The sequence below is a fragment of the Nodosilinea sp. P-1105 genome, assembly GCF_012911975.1.
In the GTDB taxonomy this organism is placed as follows: Bacteria; Cyanobacteriota; Cyanobacteriia; order Phormidesmidales; family Phormidesmidaceae; genus Nodosilinea.
Genome location: NZ_SMDQ01000060.1, coordinates 1 through 23,000, shown reverse-complemented (window position 1 = coordinate 23,000; position 23,000 = coordinate 1). Strand labels below are relative to the sequence as shown.

Below are 23,000 nucleotides of genomic sequence, written 5' to 3'. Positions count from 1 at the left end.
CTTAACGTTGCCCGAGGATGCTTTTGCCCCCATTCCCATGACTGAGACCCAAGATGATTCACCCATGGTTCAACCCATCACCTTACCCCAGATGGGTTGTGGTACCTGGGCCTGGGGTAATCGATTGCTGTGGGGCTATGACCCCACCATGGATGAGGACTTGCAGCGGGTGTTTGACCACTGCGTCAGCCACGGGGTCACCCTGTTCGACAGCGGTGATTCCTACGGCACCGGACGGCTGAATGGCCGCAGTGAAGTGTTGCTAGGGCAGTTTGCCAACCGCTACCAGGGACCAAACCAGGAACGGCTTTGTATCGCCACTAAGCTGGCGGCTTACCCCTGGCGGTTGACGGCTGGTTCGGTGGTCAAGGCCGGAGAGGCCTCGGCCCGGCGTCTGGGCCGACCGGTGGACCTGGTGCAGATGCATTGGTCGACAGCAAATTATGCCCCCTGGCAGGAAGGCCCGTTTTTAGATGGTCTGATGGACCTCTCTGCCCAGGGGCAGGTGAAAGGGGTAGGGCTGTCTAATTTTGGTCCTAAACGGCTCAAGCTGGCCCATCAACGGTTTCAGGAGCGGGGCATCCCCATCACCAGCCTGCAGGTGCAGTATTCCCTGCTATCCACCTATCCGGTCACCCAGTTGGAGCTCAAGCAACTCTGTGATCAACTGGGGATTCGGCTGATTGCCTACAGTCCCCTGGCCTTGGGCTTGCTGACCGGCAAGTATACGGCTTCTGGCCCTTACCCCAAGGGCTTACGGGGGTTGCTGTTCCGCCAGTTGTTACCCAAGATTCAACCCCTGCTGCAGACCCTCAAAGCCGTGGCCGAGGAACGGGGCAAAACCCCGGCCCAGGTCGCCCTGAACTGGTGTATGGCCAAGGGGACCATCCCCATCCCTGGGGCAAAAACCCTGGCCCAGGCCCAGCAGAATACGGGTGCCCTGGGTTGGTCGCTGGCGGATGGCGAGGTGACTGAACTGGATGGCGCCATTGCCCGGAGCGATCAGCAGATGGTGCAGAATATCTTTCAGTCCCGGTAGGCGGAGATTTGAATGTGGTCAGTCCTGGGGGCTGGCTTTGCCTATGCGCAGTGTCTCTGAAGGAGAAATTTTGGATTTTGGATTTTGGATTTTGGATTGTCAGGTGAAACTGAGTAGCCTTGGCTTGGAATAACGTCATCCCCTCCTTGGGAAAGGCCGGGTTGATCCCCTCCTGGGAGGCCTGTGCTGTATAGCCTGCAGCATGGCTTCGCTAGCGCGTAGCGGCCCCGGAGGGGCAACTTACCGAAGTAGGTAGGGGTGGGTCAAGCAAGCCCGAAGAACCCACCCCACCCTTTCCTGCGGAACGCTTTTCCTCGGAACGCTTCGCGAACGCGAACGGGCACCCCTCCCTGGAGGGGATGGTGAGCCGGAATTTTTTGATCCCACACTTACGTTACTCACTGCCGCTGAAAGATGGCTCGGTAGACGGGTTGGCCTTTTTCTAGGGTGACCCGCTCCCGGTCGGTTTGGGCGAGGAAAGGGCTTTCGGGTAGCCAGCGCTGCCCCTGACGGCTGAAGTTAGGGTTTTCGCTGAGGCGATCGACCATGTCGATGGCCACCTCTTCTACGTCTGATTGCAGGATGATCTGGCCACCGGGGGGAAGCCATTTGGCCAGGGAACTGACCAGTTCCGGCTGGAGCACGCGGCGTTTTTGGTGGCGCTTTTTGAACCAGGGGTCAGGAAACTGAATGGATACCTGCTGCAGGGGGTTGCGATCGCCCCAGCTTTGCATCAAGTGCTCAAAAGAAATATTGACATTGCAAAACATCACATGCAGGTTGCTCAGTCCGGCCTCTTGTTGGCGTTTTTGGGCTTGGTCGACCACGGGGCGACGAATTTCTAACCCCAAAAAGTTCCAGTCGGGTTGACATTGGGCCATTTGCAGCAAAAAAATCCCCTTGCCGCAGCCAATATCGATGTGCAGGGGTTGTTGGGGGTTGGAATACACCTGGGACCAGTCGGGGATGGCTACCGGGGCCTGATATTTTTGGCTGAGGGGATTGACGTGCTGACGCACCCGAACAACGGCCACAGAACTACCTCGCTCCAACGTCGGTTTTCTATCATGCCATGTCCCTACCGAATTGGGCGGCTAAGGGCTAGGCTGGTAGGTGCTTGTCAATAAATAGTGTCATTCTTCCATGGGACAGCGCTTTCGCTTCGCTATCATTAGTGACCCTCACATTGCTCGACCGGAAACGATTTACAACGGTCCCTATCGCTTTCACCTGGTGGAAGTCAGTATTCCTGGCATCGAGCAAATTTTTGCTCAGTTAGAAACCCTGGATTTAGACTTTTTGCTGTTGCCCGGTGACCTGACCCAGCATGGGGAATGGGCGAACCACGAATGGCTGATCGAGCGATTGGCAAAGCTGCCGTTTCCCACCTATGTGGTCCCAGGGAATCACGATGTGATTGCCCGGGACGCTAGCGATCGCGCCATTGGCCTGCAAGACTTTCCCCGCCTGTACCAGGACCATGGCTACAGCGATGGCCAAACCCTACACTACCACCACCAAATTTTGCCGGGGGTGCGGTTGATTGGGTTGAATTCCAATGCCTTTAAGCCCAATGGGGAGCAAATTGGCGTCGGCCACATCGACCAGGCGCAGTTGGACTGGCTGGAGGCCGCCCTGGCCCAGACGGGCGACGACCTGGTGCTGGTGATGCTGCACCACAATGTGCTGGAACACCTGCCCGGCCAATCCCAGAGCCCCATGGGGCAGCGCTACATGGTGGATAACAACCAGGCGTTGATTCAGCGTTTGCAGGCGGCGGGGGTACGGCTGATGTTTACGGGCCATCTGCATGTCCAGGACATTGCCCGCCAGGGAGAGCTGTGTGAGGTGCTGACCGGCTCCATCGTCAGTTACCCCCACCCCTATCGCCTGGTGGAGGTGGAGTGGGGGGAGGCAGGCTTGCGGGTGGAGGTGCGATCGCATCGTTTGACCGCAGTTGACCCCTGGCCAGATTTACAGGGCATGTCGTACCAGTGGATGTGCGATCGCTCCCAGGGGTTTATGACCAAATTTCTCACCAGTCCGCCCCTCAACCTGTCCCAGGCGGAAGCCGAGGCTGCTGCCCCTCACCTAAGAAACTTCTGGTGCACCATCGCCGCTGGGGATCCCCAGTTTGACTTTGCCGCTTTGCCCCCCCATGTGGGCCAGGTGTTGGCACCGTTTAATGCGGTGGATGCGGACGGTCAACCCCAGAGCTTGGACAACCACGCCACCTTACTGTGGCCATCGACGTAGTGCATTGCTGCGCGGATGCACCCGACGGGATAACGGCAATCCACCCATCGACTGACACAGCGGCTTAAAATGGTCTCTCGGTATTGCAACTAGAATCGCCATGTCATCTGCAGACGTCTCACCCATGGCCGCCCCCAAGCAGCCCAGGTCCAACAGCTTTAAGAAACTGCAAGGGTTCCTGCGATCGCGGGTGGGTCAGGCCATTCATGACTACGGCATGATCCAGGCGGGCGATCGGGTCATGGTCTGCGTCTCGGGCGGTAAAGACTCCCACACCCTGCTAGATATTTTGATGCACTTGCAGCGCCGTGCCCCCATCCCCTTCGAGCTGTTGGCGGTGAATTTAGACCAAAAGCAGCCGGGCTTTCCGGCGGAGGTGCTGCCCGAGTACTTTGAGGCGATCGGGGTGCCCTACCGAATTATCGAGCAAGACACCTACAGCACCGTCAAGCGGGTGATTCCAGAGGGGAAGACCATGTGCGGGCTATGCTCCCGGCTGCGGCGGGGCATTTTGTATCGGGTGGCGGCGGAAGAGAGGGCCACCAAAATCGCTTTGGGTCACCACCGAGACGACATGATCGAAACCCTGTTTCTCAACCTGTTCCACGGGGGACGGCTGAAGGCCATGCCCCCGAAGCTGTTGACCAACGATCGCCGTCACATCCTGATTCGGCCCCTGGCCTACTGCCCCGAAAACGACATCGCCCGCTACGCCCGCTACCGGGAGTTTCCGATCATTCCCTGCACCCTGTGCGGCTCCCAGGGGAACTTGCAGCGGGCTCAAATTAAGCAGATGCTGCAAGCCTGGGAAAAGCAATGGCCGGGCCGGGCCGACAACCTATTTCGCAGTTTGCAACAGGTGTCACCGTCTCAGCTGGCGGACCCAGACCTGTTTGACTTTGGCGGTCTAGAAGCGACCCGGATCGTGCCGACTGAGGCTAACCTGGATGACACCGTCACTGACCTGGAGGCCGAGTTTAACCCGGCTCAAGCGCTGTTTATTGAAGGGTGATAGGGCCTCGCGATCGCCCAGAGCCGCGAACTCACCAGTTGTCAACTCCAACGCCGATCCTGAACTCAATCCCGACAGCAAGCCTGACTCGATTACTGGAGAACAGGGCGCTGGTCCCGTGGGCACCGGCATTGGTGCAGCAGGCGCAGGCGTCATCGGTACTGCCTTTGGTGTTGCGGTAGGTGGCCCAGTGGGCGGTGCGGTTGGCGCTGTGATCGGTCGTCAACCTTACAGCTGCCCCTTAGTCTTAACCTGCTGGTATAGGGTTGTCATCGCTTCAATAAAAGAATTGTCTCGATGCCAAAAGGCTGGAAAATCCCCCTGCTTTTTGACCGGAATCCCCGAAACGGTGACCTGAGGTAATGGCTCCATGGTTTGGGGCAAGCGTTTGGTACCATGCCAAAAATCACGCAGGTTTTCACAGGTGTCGGGGTTGATGGTGTTGAGGGAAGTGTAGTAAGCCTCTACAGGCTGAGGAGCTTGCTTTTGAAGCTGGAGCTCTGCTGCTAGGGCCTGCCCCAAAGGCGATTTAGCCAGCTCTTGCATCAAATCAGCTTTAGACAGCCCCCGCAACTCAAATAGCAAAAAGGGATTTTGATCCAACTCGGCGGCTACTAAATAATAGACCCCAGCAATATGTTTGCAGGGATTACTCCAGTCTGGGCAGGAGCAGGTGGATTTGAAGTCTTTGCGGCTGCCAGGTAGCAGGTTGAGGTTGAGCTGCTTAAACGTATCTTCGATGTTGTCAGGAATTTCATTCAGCAGCAGCCGGGAAATCAAGCTGGCTTTGGAGGCAATCAGGGCAATGGCGGCAGACCACTTGGCCGCACTGATGGGTTGAAACTCGATGGTGGTGGTGTAGAGGGGTTCTTCGTACACCCCAAAGTAAGGATTCACAGACCCCCGCACCTGGGCCGATACGATACCGTCTTTAATGTCGAAGGCTTTTACCTTGTTACCCTTGGCGTAGGACCGCCCCCGGCTGAGGCGACCGGAGTCGGTCAGACCTTCCATGGCCTCGATAAATTTTTGTCCCCACCAGGTGCGGCTGAATTGACTCATCATGCACTCCTTAAAGTCTGACGATATTCCAGGCATTGCTGAATTGAGGAATGAATCCTAAAGGACAACAACAAATAGATGTTCATGACCCCTTTTGCCCTTCGGACTTTACTTCGTTCTTTCATTAAACCCCCTTCCCACCAGCCAACCCAACCACTGGATCGTGATTGTGACCGAAATTTAAGCGCGTCACTCCATGATCGCACTCTTGTTCAGGGATATCAGTTCCCGAAAGGCATCATTATCTAACTCCGTCAGCCAGGATTCATCTGAACCGACGATGGAGCCCGCCAATTTCTTCTTGTCCTCAATCATCTGGTCAATGCGTTCTTCCAGAGTGCCGATCGCAACAAACTTGTGGACAAAAACATTCTTCTTCTGACCGATGCGGAAGGCGCGATCCGTGGCCTGGTCTTCCACAGAAGGGTTCCACCAGCGGTCGAAGTGGAAGACGTGGTTGGCTTTGGTCAACGTGATGCCCACCCCCCCCGCTTTCAGGGAAAGGACAAAGGCGGAGGGGTCCGTCCCGGGGTCTTGAAACTGGGTGATCATCGCTTCCCGCTTGTTACGGGAGGTGCCGCCATGGAGGTAGTAGGTATTGAAGTGGCAGGTGTGGCGCAGGTACTTTTCTAGGGCTGCCCCCAGCTCAGTGAACTGGGTGAACACTAGTAGGCTTTCCCCTTCGGCCATCACTTCTTCGACCATTTCGGTGAGGCGGGTGAGCTTGTGGGAGCGATGGGCTGTAAAGTCGCTGCCGTCTTGCAAAAACTGCATTGGGTGATTGCACACCTGCTTCAGTTTCATCAGGGTGGCGAGAATTAACCCCTTGCGCTGAATACCATCGCTGCTCTTCAGCTGCTCTTCCACATCGGTAATCACGGCTTCGTAGAGGGAAGCTTGTTCTTTGGTCAGGTTGCAAAACAGCTTTTGCTCCACCTTATCTGGCAGGTCTTTGATGATCGCTTGATCTGTCTTCACCCGCCTCAAAATAAATGGCTCCACCAGCTTTTTCAGGGTGGCCGACTGTCGGGGGTTGTTGTCTTTTTGGATGGGTAGTTCAAAGCTGCGGCGAAACTGGGCCTGGGTGCCGAGATAGCCTGGATTCAAAAAGTTGAAGATAGACCACAGATCCATCAGTCGGTTTTCGATGGGGGTACCGGTGAGGGCCAGGCGATGGGGGGAGGAGAACTTGAGGATGGCTTTGGTTAAGGCTGCCTTGGGGTTTTTGATGTTCTGGGCTTCATCCAGCACAATCCGATGCCACTCGATGCCGTTGACCAGCTTGGCATCCTTGCGGGCCAGGGCAAAGGAGGTAATGACAATGTCGTGTTCTCGGCAAAGTTGTTTGAAGGGTTTGGTGTCCTTGGCGCGATCGCTACCATGGTGCACTGTGGCCCGAATCTGGGGCGAAAATTTGTGGATTTCGTGGAACCAGTTGCCGATGACGGACGTGGGGGCAATCAGTAAGGTCGGCGGAATTCGCTGTTGTTCGGCCTGGGCCAGTTCCCGCTCCTGCACCAGGCGGGCGATCACCTGGACGGTTTTGCCCAGACCCATATCATCGGCCAGACAGCCATTTAGACCCAGCTGTTCTAGGTATTGCAGCCAGGCAACGCCTCGTTTCTGGTATTCCCGCAGGTTGCCTTGAAACGTCTGGGGATTATCCACTGGCTGGAGCTGGCCGCGATCGCTAAGTTTCTCTAGCATCTCGGCCAAGGCATCGTTGCGATCGCAGTCCACCTCCAGCTCTTCGCCATCCCCTGCTGCTGTCAGCTTGATGAAGTCCATCAGGCTCATTTCCGGGTTTTCGGCCTGCTGAGTTTTCCAGAACTCCAGCATTTGCTGCATTTTGTCCTGATCTAGCTCTATCCACTGGCCTCGAAACTTGACCAGGGGGGTTTTGGCGTTAACCAGTTGGTTCCACTCCTGCTCGGTCACCTTTTCGCCGCCGATGGCCAGCTCATACTGATACTGCACCAGGGTTTCAAACGAAAAGTAGCTCTTGGCCTTGTCGTTGCCCCCCAGGGATTTGCCCTTGGCCTTAAGGCGCACTTTCGCCCGCTGCCGCCCCTTCGGCGTCCACCAGGCGGGGACGATCACCTTGTATCCGGCGTTTTCTAGCACCCAGGCCGATTCTTTGAGAAAGTTAAAGGCAGCATCCAAATTCAGGGTGATACCAACGGGCTGATCGGTCTCCAGCCCCTGCCACAGGTCGGGATAGATGCGAGCGGCATACCCCAGGTTCAGCAGCAGATTTTGCTCAAACTCACCTCCCAGTTGAGCTTTCACCTGGGTCTGCTGTTTGGGGCGCATGGACCAGTAGTCCTCCAGGGCTACCTTGAGGGAGGGATCGTGCTTGGGAGCCACTTGAAACTGCAACCGCCAGGGGTCTTCTGGCTGCACCGGGTCTTGCAAGTGAAAGTAGAGGTAAAAGGGCTGGTCAGTCTGGGTGCGGACGATTCTGTCTCGCCAGGCCTGCCACTGTTTGAACTGTTCCAGCCGATCTTCGGTGGTCCAATAGGTGCCACCGTTGGACTGTTTCAGACAGGCGTAAATGACTGAATCTGCAATGGTTTTCTCGTAGCCCTGGGTGGTGTAGGTGTGGGCGATGATGTCCATTAGCAAGCAGTCGGAAAAGTGACGCAGCAGGGAGAGGCGATCGTAAAATTCCGGCGTTTTCGGCGCTTCTGCAAACCCCGCCGCACAGATCATCGGCATGTAGTCTACATAGTGCTGCAGGGCAGTTTCGTACTCTTCACCAATGAACTCCCAGCCGGGGTAGATTTCAAACTTGGTGTTTCCCCTGGTCTTGGGTTTGCGTTTGGTTCGAGAGGCTTTAGCGGTTTCCAACTCCCGATACTTCAGGGCCGGAATGTACTGGTCTTTGAAGATAATCCGCTTTAGAGCTTGGGTGAAGTGGAACCAAAATAGCAAATCTGCCCCCAACTGCATCTCGGTGAGTTGGTGCATGGCGATGAAATGCAGGTCATTCAGTAGGGGCACGACGCTGTTAACGGTCGATTTGCCGTAGGTGCTGGTTTTGGTAGATGCCAGGGTGGGATAGCAATCCACCTGCCAGTACTCAAAGTCGAAGGCTTCAGGTAGGTCCTCCTCCAGATATCGCGACAGTTCTAGGGACGGTAAGGGCTGCCCCTCGACGGTGGGCAGCAGAAAAAATTTGGGCTGAATTAATGCTTCCAGTGTTGGGCCGTTGGGTGGCTTAATGCCCAGTTCGTTGGCCAGCAGGGTTGCCAGATCTTCCCCCATTAACTGCCGGGGATGGCGCTGGTTGGGCTTACGAAAACGCCGCTTTTCAGTCGTTTCAACCCACAGGCAAAACAGCCCCGAACGAATAAAGTCGTTTCCAGATTCTGGAATCCAGGTGCCGTGGAGAATTTGCATGGCAGGTAACTCAGATCCGGCGAAACTAAGGGCAGCAGGCTTTGAGTTAAATTTTAGGCGATTACCTTCTGAACCGAGAAACCTCTGGAGCTTTGAGCTGAAAACCGAGCCGCCTATTCTAGGTTAGTCTGAGGCTGAGACAGGAGCGTCAGGCAGGTTTTACCGACCCCTGTGGCCAGGGAAAGCATAGGGAGGAAAAGTCTCCCTCAAAGTCAGTGACTCAAAGTCAGTGACAGTGGGAAACTCGCTTTTGATAGTCGCTAAGGCAGCCTTTCGCTCTGTACTGCATTTTGGGGGCACAGTAGCCTTACTCGGCATCGTGTTGGATATACCAAACTGTACAACATGTATGGGCGATACTGGACTCGAACCAGTGACATCCTGCTTGTAAGGCAGGCGCTCTACCAACTGAGCTAATCGCCCTTGCGTCGTTCGCGATTATTTATCCTAGCAGAGGACGGGATGTTTCTGAATTTTTTCTGCCAATAATTTTTCAGTCATCCCCAAACAACCTGTCCGTCTGCCAGCGACAGGCTTAGTTGCTGCCCCATCGGGCTGTACCCCACTGGTCAATCATGCCAACCCCTCTTGCCACCTAGGCCCAATCTTGATACACCTGATCTATGTCCTCAGGCCGCACCCACGATCGCATTACCCTTTGGACCTTACCCCTGGTGGTCTTGGTCGCCTTTCGCATCACCCTAGATGGTTGGTTAACGGTGGTAGTGTGTTTGGGCTTTTTGCTCGGGGGGTGGGTCCTGGGACCTGATTTGGATATTCACTCTGTGCAGTATAAACGCTGGGGCTGGCTGCGCTGGATTTGGTTGCCCTACCGAGGCAGTATGCGCCATCGATCGCGGTGGTCCCATGGGCCGATTATTGGTACTACGGTGCGGGTGCTGTACGTATCAGTTTGGCTGGCGTTGGCGGGGCTGGTGGTGGTGGATGTGCTCAACCATGCAGGTCGCACCGCCCTGACCTGGGGTGATTTATTGCGGGGAATTGGTTGGGGGATGCAGACCTACTGGCCCTGGTGGCTGGCCCTGGTGGCTGGCCTAGAGCTGGGAGCCCTAAGTCACTATGGCGCAGATTGGCTAAGCTCACGGACAAAACGCCGCAAGCGACGAACCGTTAATCCTCGGGCAAAAGGCAGAGGGCAGAGGGCAAAGGGCAGGGGGCAAAAGGCAAAAGGCAGAAGGCAGAGGGCAAAGGGCAAAAGGCACTAGTACTGCTACGCGGAATTCAAAATGCAAAGTTCAAGGTGAAAAATTGTTGCTGCACAAGGATTTTAAGCATCCTAAACAGTGGGTGGATTTCTGCCTTGGTGTACTAGTGCTCAGTTACTCCATGGTAGATTGCCTAGAACGCCGGTACAGATCCCAGGGCAGAACTCTGGGATGCCCCGAAACTCATGGCCAATCAGCCTAAGAACCCTGGGAACTTGACATACTGTACCGATGTTCTAGCAGGTTTTTCCCCCCACTGATTCCATTTCGCCATGGCACATTTACCGTCAACCCCAGATCAGTCCAGGGCCATTCTGGCCGCCCTCGAACGATTAATCGATGTGGTGGCCCAACTGCGCCACCCCGAGACCGGTTGCCCCTGGGATCTGGCTCAAACCCCTAAGACGCTGATTCCCTACGTGATTGAAGAGGCCTACGAAGTGGTCGATGCCATTCAGGTAGGCGAAAAAGCCGCGATCGCAGAGGAACTGGGCGACCTGTTACTGCAAGTGGTGCTGCAAGCCCAGGTGGCCCATGACGCGGGCGACTTTGACCTGGGCACCGTGGCCACCGGCATCGCCGACAAGCTAGTTCGCCGCCACCCCCATGTGTTTGGAGATGTGGTAGTAGAAAGCACTGATGAGGTGCACCGTAACTGGGAACAAATTAAAGCCGCCGAAAAGGGAATTCCCCACGAGCCCCACAAGCTCAGCCCCAAGTTAACCAAGTACAACCGCACCTTACCGCCGCTGATGGCTGCCAGCAAGATCTCCCTCAAAGCCGCTAAAGCTGGGTTTGAATGGGAATCCATCGACGGCGTCTGGGATAAATTCCACGAAGAGCTAGAGGAATTTCACCAGGCCCTGGCCCACGAACCCAAGGAGAATCAATTGGCAGAATTGGGAGACCTGTTGTTTACCCTGGTGAATATTGCCCGCTGGCATGATTTAGACCCCTCGGAAGCCCTGCAAAGTACGAACCGTCGATTCATCCGCCGGTTTGAACTGGTGGAAGCCGTCGCCGACAAACCCCTAAATGAGTACAGCGAAGCGGAACTCGATCATCTGTGGCAACGGGCGAAGGCGGTGTTGTTGCGGGGAGGGTGAGGGGGAGATGGGGAGATGGGGAGAGGGGGAGATGGGGAGAGGGGGAGATGGGGAGAGGGGGAGATGGGGAGAGGGGGAGAGGGGGAGATGGGGAGGATTTTGGATTTTGAATTTTGGGTTTGCGGTTTACGGTCGGCAGGTTTCACCGCATACCATGCGATATGTACCTGACACCGTTTACCTTGCACCGTTTACCTTGCACCGTAGACCCAACACCCGACACCTGACACCTAAATTCCCTTCATCCTTCTGCCTTTCCTTCCATGTCCCACTCTCTGGTTAATGTCTATCTGCCTCTGTTGTTCTGGCCTGGGCTGGGGTTGCTACTGAGTCGGCTGCTGCCTGTCGACTTTCCGCGGTTGTTGGGGCGATTGTTGTATTGGCTGGGGATTCCCTTGGAAATTTTTGCTTTGGCCCATGGCACTGATTTTTCCCAAAACACGGGGTTAGCACCTTTATTTACGGTGGTGGCGGTGGTTTTGGGGTTAGGGTTGGGGCTGGTGACCCTTTGGGGCATTCGCTGGGCCGAGCAAGCCCGGTCTACTTTGACGGGGGAAGCTGGGGGAGAGCAGCAGCTGGTATGGGCTGATAACCCTCGCCAGGGGAGCTTTTTGTTGGGAGCGATGATCGGTAACACCGGGTTTGTGGGGCTGGCGATTGTGCCGGCTCTGGTCAGCGGGCCGTATCTGGGTTGGGCGGTATTCTACAGCGTCACCCAAAATGTGGTGGGAACCTATGGCCTGGGGGTGTTGGTGGCCAGCTACTTTGGCCGGGGGCTCCATGCCCAGTCTCGCTGGCAGCAGGTGCAGGATGTGTTGACGGTGCCCTCGCTGTGGGCCTTTGGGTTGGGCTACCTGTCCCATCGGTGGGTCTTACCGGACTGGGTGGAGGTGCCCCTGGGGGGCTCGGTGTGGGTTGTAATTGCCCTGGCGCTGATGCTAATGGGTATGCGGTTTCGTCAGATTCAAGGCTGGCAAAGCTTGCGGCTGGCGATCGCGCCGACGTTAATCAAAATCCTGGTGTTACCGGCGATGGTTGGGGTGGTGGCCCTGGCGGCCCGGTTGCCCCTAGACGCCTGCCGGGTGTTGGTCCTGATGGCGGGCATGCCCAGTGCCTTTGGCGGGTTAATTTTGGCAGAAGAATATGATTTGGATCGGGAGTTGGCCTCTAGCAATATTGCTCTATCTTCCCTGGCTCTGCTGGTGACAATTCCCCTGTGGTTGGCCTTGTTTGAGGGCTTGGCCCTGACGTCTGGACTGGGGGCTTAACCGCAGAGGGGGTGGACTGCCTGCTACGACGACCATAGTTGTAATAGGCGGCGCAAGCGCCCTCGGTGGAGACCATGCAGGCACCGATGGGGGTTTGGGGAGTACAGGCGGTGCCAAACACCTTGCAGTCCCAGGGTTTTTTCACCCCTTTGAGAATGTCGCCACAGGCGCAGGCCCGGTGGTCGGCGATGGTTTTACCGGGGATGGTAAACTGCTGCTCGGCATCAAAGGCGGCAAAGGCCGGGCTGATGGCTAGCCCCGAGGCCGGAATTGATCCCAGCCCCCGCCAGTCGAAGGTCGGGCGCACCTGAAACACCTGGGCCATGGCCTTCAGGGCCACGGCATTACCGTCGGGCTGCACCAGGCGGGTGTACTGGTTTTCCACCTGGCAACGGCCTTCAGCCAGTTGTTTCAGGACCATCCACACCGACTGCAAGATATCCAGGGGTTCGAACCCCGACACCACAACCGGCTTGTGGTACTGCTGGGCGATGGGGTCATAGGGGTGGGTGCCAATCACCAGGCTGACATGGCCCGGGCCGACGAACCCATCCAGGGCCAGGTCCGGGTTATCCAGTAGCGCCTGGAGGGCGGGCACCACCAGCACATGGTTGCTAAACAGGCTAAAGTTGGTCACCCCTTCCGCCTGGGCCTGGAGCACGGTCAGGGCCGTACTGGGGGCGGTGGTTTCAAAGCCAATGGCAAAAAACACCACGGACTGGTCGGGGTTGGCTTTGGCGATCGCCAGGGCATCCAGGGGCGAATAGACCATGCGAATGTCGGCCCCCTGGGCCTTGGCTTGCAGCAAATTCAGGTGCGACCCCGGTACCCGCATGGCATCCCCAAAGGTGGTGAAGATCACACCGGGCTGCTGGGCGATCGCGATCGCATCATCCAGCCGCCCCTTTGGCATAATGCACACCGGACAGCCCGGCCCATGGACCAACTCCACCGTCCCAGGCAGCAGGGCCTCCAGACCGTACTTAAAGATGGCGTGGGTATGGCCGCCACACACCTCCATGATTTTGATCGGGCCGGGGCGGTGGGCGGTGATCTGCTCACCTAAGGCGGTAATGGCCTGGATCAGGCCCTGGGCTTTGGTGGGATCGCGGAATTCGTGGACGTATTGCATGGGAGGGAGGGGGTGAAGAGGTGGGGAGGTGGGGAAGGTGGGGAGGTGGGGAAGGTGGGAAGGTGGGGAGGTGGGGAAGGTGGGGAGGTGGGGAAGGTGGGGAGGTGGGGAAGGTGGGGAGGTAGGGGCGGACCTGGGTGTCGGCTGGGAGGAAATGGTATGGGGTGGCGATGATAGAGAGGGAAGGTCGTGGGGGCGGGGTGTCGGCTGGGAGGGAATGGTATGGGGTAGGCGGTGTGATAGAGAGAGTAGAGGCGGGTCGGGGTGTTCTACCTTGACCTGATGTCTACTCTGGAGCGGCGATCGCATCCAGCAGGGCCAGGGTGGCCGCGGCTTCGTCGGGGTCCAGGCGGTTGAGGGCAAACCCGACATGGACCAGCACCCATTCGCCGACGCAGGTGTCGATCGGGTGCTGGTCGTCAACAATGCAGGCGATGTTCACGGCTCGCCGCACGCCACCGATGTCGACGGTGGCTAGTTGGTTGACGGGGTCGGTGATGGTGGTGATTTGACCGGGGATTCCGAGGCACATAGGGGTGGGGGGGTGGGGGGTGGATGGGTGAGGGAGATGGGGAGATGGGGAGATGGGGAGATGGGGAGATGGGGAGTTTCTTCCCTTTTCGTTCTTCCCTTTTCGTTCTTCCCTTTTCGTTCTTCCCCTAATCAGGGCGGAATGGTCTGGGCGGCGGCGATGACGGCTTGGCCCAGGGAGAGGCCGCCGTCGTTGGGGGGAACGTGGTGGTGGGTGAGCACTGTCACCCCTTGCTCTGTCAGACGCTGACAAACCTGTTCTGTCAGCAGTTGGTTCTGCCAAACGCCCCCTGACAGGGCCACGGTGGTGAGCTGGTGTCGCTGGCAGAGGTGGCTGGCTAGGGTGGCGATCGCCTCTGCCAGGCCGATATGAAACTTGGCGGCGATCGCTGGGGTTGGGGTCTCTGCCTGTAGATCTGCCAAAATCTGGGGCCACAGGGGGCCTGGATCCAGCACCAGGGCGGCCCCGCTGGGCTCATTCCCCGCCACCTGAAACGGATACCCCGGCAGGCCAGTCAGCGTGGCTGTCGCCGCCAGGCTTTCTAACTCCACGGCCCCCTGGCCCTCGTAGCTGGCAGTTTCGCGGCACATCCCCAGGGCGGCGGCGACGGCGTCAAACAGGCGCCCCATGGAGGAGGCCAGGGGGGTGTTCAGGTCCTGGGCCACCATCTGATCGAGCAGGCCGAGGGGTTGTTGGTCCAGCCATTGGACGAGGGGTACATCGCCAAACTGGGCCTGTACAGTTTCCCAGTCGCCAAAGGCCGCCACGAGCTGGGCGTAGGTATTGCGCCAGGGCTGGCGGATGGCCTGGGCACCCCCCAGCAGAGCGATGGGTTTCAGGTGGGCCAGGCGGCGATACTGACGGTAATCGGCCAGCAGAAATTCCCCACCCCACAGATCCTGGCGATCGCCGTAACCGAGGCCATCCAGGGCGATACCCAGCACCGGGGAGGTTACCAGGGGCACGCCGTTGTCGGCCAGACAGGCGGCGATGTGGGCATGGTGGTGCTGCACGGTGATGGTAGGGAGGGCCTGGGCCTGGGCCAGATCATGTCCCAGCTTGGTAGAGCGGTACTCGGGGTGGCCATCCAGGGCGATCGCCTGGGGTTGATGTTGAAACAGCTGCTGGTACAGCCCCAGGCTGTGGCCATAGCTCTGGTAGGCGGCGGCGTGGCCCAAATCCCCCAGGTGCTGGGCCAGAATGGCCTGCCCCGATCGCAGCAGGCAAAAGGTGTTTTTGAGCTCGCTGCCCATGGCCAGGATGGGGGGCACCGACTCAAACCCCGCTGGCAGTTGGATTGGGGCTGGGGCATAGCCTCGGGCTCGCCGCAGCACCTGGGGCACCCCCGCCGTTACCCGCACCACCGAGTCATCCACCCGGTTCACAATGTCGCGATTGTGCAACACAAAATAGGTGGCTATGGACGATAACTGCGATCGCACCTCCTCGTTACTAATGCACTGGGGTTCGTCCACCCGATTGCCGCTGGTCATGACGATGGGGCGATCGCAGCACTGCAAGATCAGGTGATGCAGGGGGGTGTAGGGCAACATTACCCCGAGGGTGTGGAGGCCAGGGGCGAGGGAGGGGGCGAGGGAGGGGGGAGTGGGGGAGTGGGGGAGTGGGGGAGTGGGGGAGTGGGAGAGTGGGGGAGGGGGGGAGGGGGGGAGATAGGGGGGCTGGTCTTCGTTCTTCGTTTTTCGGTCTTCTTTTTTTCGCAACAGCACAATCGGGGCGGCGGGGCTTTCCAGAAGTTGGCGTTCTGGGTCGCTGATGTGGCAGTAGGGTTCGATGATCGCCAGGTCGCGTACCATCAGGGCCAGGGGTTTGTGGTAGCGGCCTTTGCGCTGGCGCAGTCGGGCGACGGCGGTTTCGTTGGTGGCGTCGCAGGCCAGGTGGACGCCGCCCAGCCCCTTGATGGCCAGAATTTCGCCCCGCTGCAGCAGATTACAGGCGGCCTCTAGCTCGTCCCCCAGGGTGATGGACTTCAGGACCATGGGTTTGCCGTCGGCCCGTTCCAGCCAGATTTTGGGGCCGCAAACTGGGCAGGCCACCGGCTGGGCATGGAAGCGACGGTTGTCAACATCCTGGTATTCCCGGCGGCAGGAGTGGCACATGGGAAACCAGGCCATGGAGGTATTGGCGCGATCGTAGGGAATCCCTTGAATAATGCTGAGCCTGGGGCCGCAGTGGGTGCAGTTGGTAAAGGGGTAGCGAAAGTAACGGCTGAGGGGGTTGCCAATCTCCGCCTGGCACTGGGGACAGGTGGCGGCATCGGGGGCAATTTCCGTGCGGGCCGGGGTGGCCACGCTGGCGGTGATGGAAAAGCCAGTTTCGATCACCTGGTCGGGCGCCAGGGGTTGCCGCTGAATGCAGGTGATTTTGGCTAAGGGCGGCACCTCTTGCAACAGCCGGATCACCAGCTGATCGAGGCTGGCCTGATTGCCCGCCACGGTAATCAGCACCCCCAGTCCATCGTTGAGCACCGTACCCCGCAGGCCCAGGGCACTGGCCAACCGGTAGACCGTTGGCCGAAAGCCGACCCCCTGTACTGTGCCCATCACTCGAATGGCCTCCGCTCTTTCTGGAGGGAGGCTTGAAGTCGGGGTTGGACGTGGAAGTGATACAGTCATGGCCAGCAAAAATAGGCTTACCCTGACGGTAATCAGACTCAGGCCAGGGATCGCAATTCCCAAAGTTTTCTTAGGGTTTGAGTTAAAAATATATACATGGGCAGCGTCTGGGGAGAAACTGTTCCATAGGTTACCCAACGTCAACGACTGTGCCGCCGGACGTGCAACCGTTTAAGGGGATAGAACCATGTCGCAACTCAAGCGCCCCATCGAGCAGACTGACCCGCCCCGGTCAGCCCGAGAAACCCTGCCCACCATGTATGACCTTGAGCAATGCCTCCAGGAGGGCGACTAATGACATCTCCCACCAACACGACCCCGACGACACTGCCCCTGCCAACGCCGTTGATATTAGATTTAGACCTGACCAACGAGCAGTTTTTTCAGCTCTGTCAAAACCATCGAGACCTAAAATTTGAACGCACTGCGGCTGGAGAGCTGGTGATTATGTCGCCGACGGGGGGGAATACAGGCAAACGCAACGTTAAACTAACCACCCAACTCGATCTTTGGAATACCCGCACCCAGCTCGGGGAAGTGTTTGACTCATCTACTGGGTTTAGCCTGCCCAATGGAGCCGACCGCTCTCCTGATGCTGCCTGGGTAAGGCGCGATCGCTGGCAAGCCCTCACCCCTGAGCAACAAGACCAGTTTGTCCCCCTGTGCCCTGATTTTGTCGTCGAGCTGATGTCGCCTAGTGACTCCCTGGAGCGGACTCGGCAAAAAATGGCTGAATATTTGGACAATGGAGCCCAGCTTGGCTGGCTGATCAATCGCAAGCAGCGACAGATAGAGATCTATCGCCCCGGCCAGGCGGCGGAAATTTTGGCCGCGCCGACAACGCTGTCTGGGAGTGAGGTTCTACCAGGGTTTGTGCTTGATCTATCGCTAATTTGGTAAGCCGGGAGAGAACGCTCATGGTAAAAGCAACCCTCTACGATCGCGACTTTTTGCAGTGGACAGAGCAGCAAATAGCCTGTCTTCAGAAAGGGCAGTGGGAAAATGTAGATGTTGATAATCTGGTTGAGGAACTGGGGGATTTGGGACGCAGCGAACAGAAGGAGCTAGGCAGCTACTTAAAGGTGTTGATCATGCACCTGCTTAAATGGCAATATCAGCCCGAGCGTAGAACAGCGAGTTGGGAGATAACCCTGGCGAACTGCCGCGATGGCATTCAAGACTGTTTAGAAGATAGCCCCAGCCTGCAGCGCTTTCTGAAGGATACAGCATGGGTCGCTAAATATTATCGCCGCGCCCGCAGAGATGCCGCCAAAGAAACCCAGATGCCAATGGATACTTTTCCTACGGCATGTCCCTATAGTCTGGAAGAAATGCTTGATTTGACGTTTTTACCGAATACCCCAGACTAGGTGAGGTTTTACTCACTCCGATGGAAACCCGACGACTGGGCAAGTATTTGACACTGGCGGAGTTCTGTACCTGCACGCAGACCTACCAGCGGTATGCTGACCAGATTAACCCGTTCCCCCAAAATCTGGATGAGACATTGCCCGCATTGGAGGCCCTGTGCCAGTACATCATCGACCCGGTGATTGATGGGTTTGGTCGGGAGGGTTTTCAACTTACCTACGGATTTTGCTCGGTGGATCTGAAGCGGTGGCTGGGGAAGAAAGACCCGGTGACGGGGAAGAAGCACGGTATCGCTAGCCCCAGCCTGGACCAACACATGGCCCATGAGGTGAACCGGAATGGGCGGTACTATTGTCAGCGCCTCGGTGCCGCCTGCGATTTCAGAATCCTCGATCTGCCCAGCGATGCCCTGGTGGATTGGATTGTGGCCCAGGGGCTGCCCTTTGATTCGCTTTACTTTTATGGAGTCAGTCGCCCCATCCACATCAGCTACGGCCCCCAGCACAAGCGCGATATCTGGGCCTTTACCAAACAGGGAACACCGATGCGGTACCGTCCTGATTAATCACAATTCCACCAGATACCGCTCAATTTGCCACAGCTGATCTGCCGTGAGCCATTCGGGCTGAACCCTGAGCAGGTCGATGCGGTAGTCCGGGTCAAGATCCCGCAGCACATCGAACGCCTGCCACGATTGGTCAAATTTTCCCCAGTAGACCAGGGTAATGTCTGACCAGTAGTTCAGCGGCTGAGGCATGGTCAGGTCGCCGATCACTCCCAATCGCCCCAGGTCGAAGTGGCTCCGCAAGCGCTCTGCCGCCTGGCGGGCCAGCTGCCACAATTCGGCCTTGCGTTCCTCGTCGTGCTGCTCCCATTCCAGCCGCTGGCGCAATCCCTCAATCCAGGCCTGGGGGGGCAACAGTTGGACCGCACTCTCCAGGCCGAAGGTCATCAGCAGCATAGCTAAAACATTGCGGGTGCCTGGGGTTGAGCCGATCAGTGGTTTGCCTTCAATAAACTCAAACTTTGCCCTTGGGCACCAGCTGATGTACTCCTCAAAGGCGATGGGCACGGGCGATGGCTGGATGTTGGGGATAAACAGCAGGGAGCCCCACTGGGGGCCTGCTTCGGCCTGAACCCGCTGAAAGTCTTCCACCGGCTGCTCTACCTTAAAGGTCTTGGATTCCAGGGGATTGTAATCCTCATCCTCCTGCCAGAGGGCATCGGGTCGAAAGGCCAGTCCAGGAATGCTGCTGGGGCGGTAGTCACCGTCGCTGTCCGGCTGATGGCGTTGATACCGACCTTCGATAAGTCGGTAGAACTCGATCTGTTGCCCCTCGGGCTCAATCAGCCAATAGTCTGGGATACCTACGGCCTGGTAAGCCTCGAATTTGGTGCTGCGGTCAGCCACTTCATGGCCCGGCATCAGAATTTCAATCACCAATTCTGCCGGGCCGCTCAAAAAATAGGAAAAGAGCTGATTGAGCCCCTGGCTCTTGTAGAAGATCAGATCCGGCGTGAAGCCGTTATCGCCCAGGCGCATGACAAAATCTCGTCCCAGGGATTCGCACCCGGCCTGATTCGCCAGCCGAAACGAATCCATGGTCAACTGCTGCTGAATGCGGTGATACGCCCAGGTCTTCTCAGCCCGACCGGCCTGCAAGTCTTCCGCGATGAACTCAACGTCAGTGACCTGCGCTTCTAGATGGTTGAGTATTTCAAGGGGAGAACCGGTTGGAGGAAGGGTGAGCCCATAGCCTGCGGCGAGGGCCTGGAACCAGTTTTCGGTGGGGGCAAGGGCGATCGCCGCCTCTGCTCTTCTGCCCTGGAGAATCTGCCTCAGCAAAAGCCGACTCCCGATCAGGGAGTTGCCCACAATCAGCTGACCGTCGATCAATTCCAGCTTGCTTTCGGGTTTGTTGTTGATCCAGGTGTCAAGCAACTCAGACGTTGGTGGATACAGAGCCATGGCTTTACAAAGCCTTCGCTGACTTTAAACACTACCCTAATGAAAGCATTACCGGTTAAAGGAATGGATCATGGCGAAAAAGAAGAGAGTGCATCCCACTTTTGTAGCCCTCACCCTAAATCCCTCTCCCAGAGCGGGAGAGGGACTTTGAATCCGGCCCCCCTTCTCCCATTTTGGGAGAAGGGGCTGGGGGATGAGGGTAAATTTGCATAACTGGGATGCACCCAAAGAAGACGGCAGCTATCGTTGGCACATGGCACATTTACGAGATGGAACAGTGGGATGAGGACTATTTCAATATGGAGGTGCAAGCTTACATCACGGTAAACCAAGGGGGAACTGGAGATTTTCAATTTGGCCTGGTTGCCGGAGGGCTTGATGGAGAATTTGTCAGCGACGGCGATACTGAGCGGTTCGAATTCACCTGGGACGGCAATGATGAATGTGATGAAGCCTTTGGTAGCGGCTGGTTGAGGTTGAAGTCAGCTGATGAGGTGGAAGGGAGCATCAAGTTACATTACGGGGATCGGTCCGGCTTTGCTGCTCGCAGAGTCTGAGGTTTCTAGCCCTAACTTAAGATGGAGAAACATTCAAGGTTCCGCACCTTTACTGGGAGAGGAGAGATGCCATCACCATTTCCAGGGATGAATCCTTATTTAGAGAATCCTGAGCTATGGCCCGAAGTTCATAGTCGGCTGATTGTGGCTATTGCCGACGCCTTAAATCCCCAGCTGATGCCCAGGTACCGAGCCGCCATAGACCAGCGAGTCTATGACATCTCTGGGGACAACGCTCTGCTGATTGGCATTCCTGACGTGACCGTGGGACGCCAAACCTCATCTGCTGACCAAAACCCCGTCGCGGTGATGCCCCCACCCGCCAGCCCGACCAAGGTAACGGTGCCGGTACCGATTGAAATGCGTGAGCGGTACCTTCAGATTAGGTCAATGGCGACAGATGAAGTGGTGACGGTGCTTGAGGTGTTATCACCAACCAACAAACGACCGGGGGTAGGCCGCAATGCCTATGAGGAGAAGCGGCGAGAGGTGTTGAGTAGCCTGACTCACTTAATCGAGATAGATTTGCTCCGATGGGGAGAACCCATGACCTTAACCTCAGGCTCGGTGCAAAGTCACTATCGGATTTTAGTCAGTCGTGCCGAACAGCGTCCTCAGGCAGACCTTTACGCCTTCAACCTGCGGGATGCAATTCCTCGGTTTCCGCTACCCCTGAAACTGAGGGATGAGGAACCTGTCATTGACCTGAACGGTTTGTTAAATCAGATATATGACCGTGCTGGTTATGGGATGGTGGTTGATTATGGGCAGCAGCCGGTGCCAGCCCTGGATCAGTCTGACTGGGCCTGGGCGCGCTCACGTCTACAAAGCTCTGGTACTCAGGGTCATAATTCTTGAGGAGATCAACGTCCCGATCGGCAACTGCGTGAGGTTTTACTCACTCGCTTAACCGAGCGCATGTTTGATCAGGCAAAATCATATCAGGAGGCTCTGAAATCGACAGCCACTGCCGCAGGACGAGAAAACGTTCAAGGGGATAGACATCATGCCGCAACTCAAGCGCCCTGTCGAGCAGACTGACCCGCCCCGGTCAGCCCGAGAAACCCTACCCACCATGTATGACCTACCGAGCGAAGACCCAGAGGAGCCGGGCTTGCCTGACGAGTACCATTACTTACAGCCCCATTTGCTGAGTGCCACGCTGCAACTTACTACCTACGCCGCAGATGAGGTGTTTAGCGTTGGGGATATGAACCTCTACTACGACGTCGATCATCCCCTCTGGCACAAGCGCCCCGATTGGTTTGCGGTGGTGGGGGTACCCCGCCTCTACGAGGGCCGAGATATGCGGCTGAGCTACGTGGTGTGGCAAGAGCGGGTGAATCCCTTTGTGGTGGTCGAGCTACTTTCCCCTGGCACCGAAAAGGAAGATTTAGGGCAAACTGAGCGGGTTGTGGGCACCCCACCGACGAAGTGGGAGGTCTATGAGCAGATTTTGCGGGTTCCCTACTACATACTCTTTGACCGATACACTAATAATTTGAGGGCGTTTCGTTTGGTTGGTGGGCATTACCAGCCGCTTGACTTGACCAATCAGCGCATCCGAATTCCTGAGTGGCAAATTAGCCTTGGGGTTTGGCAAGGGGTTTATGCAGGCATTGAGCGGCTGTGGCTGCGGTGGTTTGATGCCGAGGAACGGTTGATTCTTTCTGCCGAAGAACGGGCTGAGCAGGCTGAAGGACAAGCTAACCAAGCTGAGGAGCGGGCAAACCGTTTCGCTGAACGTCTGCGGGAATTAGGGATCGACCCCAATGAGGTGTGATAGGAGAGCGTTGCAATGAGTCTTGTCGATACTGCGATCGCAAAAATGCAACATCTGCCGCCCGAGCGGCAGCAGGAGATTATTGACTTTATCGATTTTTTGCTCTCTAAAGGGCCATGGGTTCGGTTAACTAATGGTGAGTCAAGCGAACTACAGCCTGCTGAGCCGCTAGAACCAGTTACCTTTACCCACGAGGAGGTTTCGGTTTTTGAGGCGGCAGGCGATTTAATTGGCTGTGTGGAAGGCCCCAGCGATCTATCGACAAATCAGCGCTACAGGTCAGGTTACGGCAGTCCGGGTCAATGTCCCGCAGCACATCGAACGCCTTCCACGACTCGTCAAACTTCTCCCAATAGGCTTGGGCAATAGCTCAATTTTCTCCACCTCAAGCATCGGTACTCACCCTGGCTGACTGTGACCGCAGCCTGGATTGTACTTGCTGCTTCTGCTCGCTGCTAGCATCCTTGCGCCAAACGACCTGGTGCCCTTGCAGCTCGGCCCCGTGGAAGATCAAGCCTCTCAGTGAGGATGCAGGTCAGAGATCCCAGTAGTCACTGGATAAGGCGAATGATGTCTATCAAATGTCAATTACTTTGGCGGGTCGCGTCAATTAGATTGACGGGTTAACGCCCTCCGAATAGCCCCCTGTGTA

The 23,000-nt window shown here is 57.1% G+C and carries 20 protein-coding genes, 1 tRNA gene and 1 pseudogene; 14 read left to right on the top strand and 8 right to left on the bottom strand.

The annotated features are described in order from the left end of the window. The first annotated feature begins 37 nt into the window (after positions 1 to 37). Positions 38 to 1,039 (top strand): aldo/keto reductase, encoded by a 1,002-nt coding sequence (locus tag E1H13_RS20380; protein WP_206070765.1) that lies wholly within the window; start codon positions 38 to 40, stop codon positions 1,037 to 1,039. Between the two features lie 398 nt (positions 1,040 to 1,437). Here the strand turns inward: E1H13_RS20380 and trmB are convergent, their stop codons facing one another. Next, positions 1,438 to 2,073 (bottom strand): tRNA (guanosine(46)-N7)-methyltransferase TrmB, encoded by a 636-nt coding sequence (gene trmB, locus E1H13_RS20375; RefSeq protein ID WP_169616083.1) that lies wholly within the window; start codon positions 2,071 to 2,073, stop codon positions 1,438 to 1,440. A 109-nt stretch (positions 2,074 to 2,182) separates the two neighbouring features. Between trmB and E1H13_RS20370 the strand changes: the two genes are divergently transcribed. The 3 genes and pseudogenes from E1H13_RS20370 to E1H13_RS28100 form a co-directional block, all read left to right on the top strand. Next, positions 2,183 to 3,295 carry a metallophosphoesterase gene (locus E1H13_RS20370; RefSeq protein ID WP_169616081.1) on the top strand — a complete coding sequence of 371 codons (1,113 nt, stop codon included), beginning with the start codon at positions 2,183 to 2,185 and terminating at the stop codon, positions 3,293 to 3,295. Positions 3,296 to 3,419: 124 nt separating this feature from the next. Beyond that, positions 3,420 to 4,307: a tRNA 2-thiocytidine(32) synthetase TtcA gene (ttcA, locus tag E1H13_RS20365; protein ID WP_169616104.1), complete on the top strand. Its 888-nt coding sequence runs from the start codon at positions 3,420 to 3,422 to the stop codon at positions 4,305 to 4,307. A 91-nt stretch (positions 4,308 to 4,398) separates the two neighbouring features. Next, positions 4,399 to 4,527: pseudogene (locus E1H13_RS28100) on the top strand (glycine zipper family protein); the annotation flags it as partial. Positions 4,528 to 4,535: 8 nt separating this feature from the next. Here the strand turns inward: E1H13_RS28100 and E1H13_RS20355 are convergent. The 3 genes from E1H13_RS20355 to E1H13_RS20345 all read right to left on the bottom strand — a co-directional run bounded on the left by E1H13_RS20355 (position 4,536) and on the right by E1H13_RS20345 (position 9,194). Then, positions 4,536 to 5,369 carry an SWIM zinc finger family protein gene (locus E1H13_RS20355; protein WP_169616077.1) on the bottom strand — a complete coding sequence of 278 codons (834 nt, stop codon included), beginning with the start codon at positions 5,367 to 5,369 and terminating at the stop codon, positions 4,536 to 4,538. Between the two features lie 189 nt (positions 5,370 to 5,558). Next, complete coding sequence (locus E1H13_RS20350) at positions 5,559 to 8,771, bottom strand: DEAD/DEAH box helicase (RefSeq protein WP_169616075.1); 3,213 nt, start codon at positions 8,769 to 8,771, stop codon at positions 5,559 to 5,561. Between the two features lie 350 nt (positions 8,772 to 9,121). Beyond that, positions 9,122 to 9,194: transfer RNA gene (locus E1H13_RS20345), tRNA-Val, on the bottom strand. 200 nt (positions 9,195 to 9,394) lie between these two features. Between E1H13_RS20345 and E1H13_RS20340 the strand changes: the two genes are divergently transcribed. The 3 genes from E1H13_RS20340 to E1H13_RS20330 all read left to right on the top strand — a co-directional run bounded on the left by E1H13_RS20340 (position 9,395) and on the right by E1H13_RS20330 (position 12,371). Beyond that, entirely contained in the window at positions 9,395 to 9,997 is a 603-nt protein-coding gene (locus tag E1H13_RS20340; protein WP_169616073.1) for a metal-binding protein, read from the top strand. 272 nt (positions 9,998 to 10,269) lie between these two features. Continuing rightward, positions 10,270 to 11,103, top strand: coding sequence for a nucleoside triphosphate pyrophosphohydrolase (gene mazG / locus E1H13_RS20335; protein WP_169616071.1), 834 nt, complete (start codon positions 10,270 to 10,272; stop codon positions 11,101 to 11,103). A gap of 263 nt (positions 11,104 to 11,366) precedes the next feature. Continuing rightward, a complete protein-coding gene (locus E1H13_RS20330) occupies positions 11,367 to 12,371 on the top strand; it encodes an AEC family transporter (RefSeq protein ID WP_169616069.1) in 1,005 nt (334 codons plus the stop codon). Here E1H13_RS20330 and hypD read toward each other — a convergent pair. The 3 genes from hypD to E1H13_RS20315 all read right to left on the bottom strand — a co-directional run bounded on the left by hypD (position 12,271) and on the right by E1H13_RS20315 (position 16,596). After that, complete coding sequence (hypD, locus tag E1H13_RS20325; protein WP_169616067.1) at positions 12,271 to 13,503, bottom strand: hydrogenase formation protein HypD; 1,233 nt, start codon at positions 13,501 to 13,503, stop codon at positions 12,271 to 12,273. The genes E1H13_RS20330 and hypD overlap by 101 nt on opposite strands. A 286-nt stretch (positions 13,504 to 13,789) precedes the next feature. Further along, the gene (locus E1H13_RS20320; RefSeq protein ID WP_169616065.1) at positions 13,790 to 14,035 is read right to left on the bottom strand and encodes a HypC/HybG/HupF family hydrogenase formation chaperone; all 246 of its coding nucleotides are present in this window, start codon (positions 14,033 to 14,035) and stop codon (positions 13,790 to 13,792) included. A 131-nt stretch (positions 14,036 to 14,166) separates the two neighbouring features. Then, positions 14,167 to 16,596, bottom strand: a complete 2,430-nt coding sequence (locus E1H13_RS20315) for a carbamoyltransferase HypF (protein WP_206070761.1) — start codon at positions 16,594 to 16,596, stop codon at positions 14,167 to 14,169. A gap of 366 nt (positions 16,597 to 16,962) precedes the next feature. Between E1H13_RS20315 and E1H13_RS20310 the strand changes: the two genes are divergently transcribed. The 3 genes from E1H13_RS20310 to E1H13_RS20300 are packed head-to-tail and all read left to right on the top strand — an operon-like array spanning position 16,963 to position 18,604. Continuing rightward, positions 16,963 to 17,568, top strand: coding sequence for a Uma2 family endonuclease (locus tag E1H13_RS20310; protein WP_169616061.1), 606 nt, complete (start codon positions 16,963 to 16,965; stop codon positions 17,566 to 17,568). A gap of 17 nt (positions 17,569 to 17,585) precedes the next feature. Beyond that, positions 17,586 to 18,038, top strand: a complete 453-nt coding sequence (locus E1H13_RS20305; protein WP_169616059.1) for a DUF29 domain-containing protein — start codon at positions 17,586 to 17,588, stop codon at positions 18,036 to 18,038. A gap of 20 nt (positions 18,039 to 18,058) precedes the next feature. Beyond that, on the top strand, positions 18,059 to 18,604 hold the full coding sequence (locus E1H13_RS20300; protein ID WP_169616057.1) for a hypothetical protein: 546 nt from the start codon (positions 18,059 to 18,061) through the stop codon (positions 18,602 to 18,604). Here E1H13_RS20300 and E1H13_RS20295 read toward each other — a convergent pair whose 3' ends face one another. Next, the gene (locus E1H13_RS20295) at positions 18,605 to 20,008 is read right to left on the bottom strand and encodes a Uma2 family endonuclease (protein WP_169616055.1); all 1,404 of its coding nucleotides are present in this window, start codon (positions 20,006 to 20,008) and stop codon (positions 18,605 to 18,607) included. 269 nt (positions 20,009 to 20,277) lie between these two features. On the opposite strand from E1H13_RS20295, the gene E1H13_RS20290 reads away from it, so the two are divergent. The 4 genes from E1H13_RS20290 (at position 20,278) to E1H13_RS20275 (ending at position 22,717) form a co-directional block, all read left to right on the top strand. Continuing rightward, positions 20,278 to 20,565, top strand: a complete 288-nt coding sequence (locus tag E1H13_RS20290; RefSeq protein WP_240966753.1) for a hypothetical protein — start codon at positions 20,278 to 20,280, stop codon at positions 20,563 to 20,565. 66 nt (positions 20,566 to 20,631) lie between these two features. Beyond that, positions 20,632 to 21,423, top strand: coding sequence for a DUF4058 family protein (locus E1H13_RS20285; protein ID WP_169616052.1), 792 nt, complete (start codon positions 20,632 to 20,634; stop codon positions 21,421 to 21,423). A gap of 148 nt (positions 21,424 to 21,571) precedes the next feature. Further along, positions 21,572 to 22,348, top strand: coding sequence for a Uma2 family endonuclease (locus tag E1H13_RS20280; protein ID WP_169616050.1), 777 nt, complete (start codon positions 21,572 to 21,574; stop codon positions 22,346 to 22,348). Between the two features lie 15 nt (positions 22,349 to 22,363). Beyond that, positions 22,364 to 22,717, top strand: a complete 354-nt coding sequence (locus E1H13_RS20275) for a hypothetical protein (protein ID WP_206070759.1) — start codon at positions 22,364 to 22,366, stop codon at positions 22,715 to 22,717. Positions 22,718 to 23,000: the final 283 nt, after the last annotated feature.